This window comes from Corynebacterium sp. SA-MJD20WY100, from assembly GCF_039822565.1.
Lineage (GTDB): Bacteria > Actinomycetota > Actinomycetes > Mycobacteriales > Mycobacteriaceae > Corynebacterium > Corynebacterium phoceense_A.
This window is the reverse complement of the sequence record NZ_JBCJKS010000044.1, coordinates 1-1307: the sequence shown is the minus strand read 5'-3', so window position 1 is coordinate 1307 and position 1307 is coordinate 1. Positions and strand designations below refer to the sequence as shown.

Sequence of the window (1307 nt, the reverse complement as noted above, 5' to 3'; positions counted from 1 at the left end):
TGAAGTGCCCCGGGTTTTGTTCCTAGGCGTTTGCCTTGATTTCTATTATTTCCTGTGGCGGGTTCTGCTTCCAAAATTCGGTTTCGACCTCGACCGGGGTTCGGTATTCCAAGCTTTGGTGGAGCCTAGTCTCGTTCCACCATGACACCCACTCGAACGTCGCGATTTCTACCTCGACAACATCATCCCACCTGCGAGCATGGATCAGCTCGTTCTTGTAGGAACCATTAACATTTTCTGCCAGAGCATTGTCATAAGAATCCCCGACCGTTCCGGTGGAAGCGGCAATCCCGTGCTGGGAAAGTCGCTGGTTGTAGACAACGCTGACATACTGTGAGCCGTGATCCGAATGGTGAATGAGACCTGTTGTTTCCTCAGCACACACGATCGCCTGGTTAAGAGCTTGCAGCGGCAGTGTTTCCGTCCGTATCGAGTCTGATAACGCCCACCCAACGATCCGTCGAGAGTAAACGTCGGTGATAAACGCGGCGTACACAAAGCCTTTCTTCGTGCGCACATACGTAATGTCGGCCACCCACAGTTTATTCGGGCCCTGAGCTTTGAACTCACGCTCGACCAAGTCCGGGCGCAGATCAGGCACATTAGGCTTACGGGTTGTGAGAGGTGATCTGCCTTTGCCTTTGCCAGAAACACCAGCCAAGCGCATCAACCGAGCAGTTTGTTCACGACCGATATCAATTCCGTCACGGCGGAGAGCATGCCACATTTTCCGCACGCCGTAGACGCCGTAATTATCCCGATGAACAGTTCTAATGCGGTCGACCAGCACAGCATCACGAAGGCGACGAGCACTTAATCCACGGGCCTTGGACTGGCGATACCCACGCGAGGTGATAAACCCACCAGCCCGGTTATTCTTCAACGTCTTACAGATGAACTCGACGGAGAAACGATTCCGGTATTCATCGATGAATCGGATCATTTCTGACGTTTTGGGTCGAGTTCCGACGCGAAAAAAGCTGAGGCAGCCTTCAGCAGCTCGTTAGTGTCGCGTAGCTCTTGATTTTCACGACGTAGCCTCGCGTTCTCGGCAGCCAAATCTTCAGGCACAGGTTCTGGGATGTTTCCCGCACGGCGGGCCTGCTGAGTCCATTGACGGGCCGTGTGCCATGAAACCCCCAGCTTTGGAGCTACTGCCTGGCACGCGGCTTGCATCGACATATTTTCCGCCAAGATGCGGTCTTCCACAAGACGGACCACACGGTCCTTCGCATCCTGGTCAAATTTCCTTGGCATGTTCCAAATTTTCCCATCTACTCAAACGGAACAAAACCTGGGACACTTCA

General features: G+C 53.3%; 1 protein-coding gene. It reads right to left on the bottom strand.

Annotation, left to right across the window (positions count from 1 at the left end):
* Positions 1–22 precede the first annotated feature (22 nt).
* A protein-coding gene (locus ABJ196_RS12615; RefSeq protein WP_257077234.1) for an IS3 family transposase occupies positions 23–1257 on the bottom strand; the annotation gives its coding sequence in 2 pieces (ribosomal slippage) (positions 23–969 and positions 969–1257; 1236 coding nt in all).
* Positions 1258–1307: the final 50 nt, after the last annotated feature.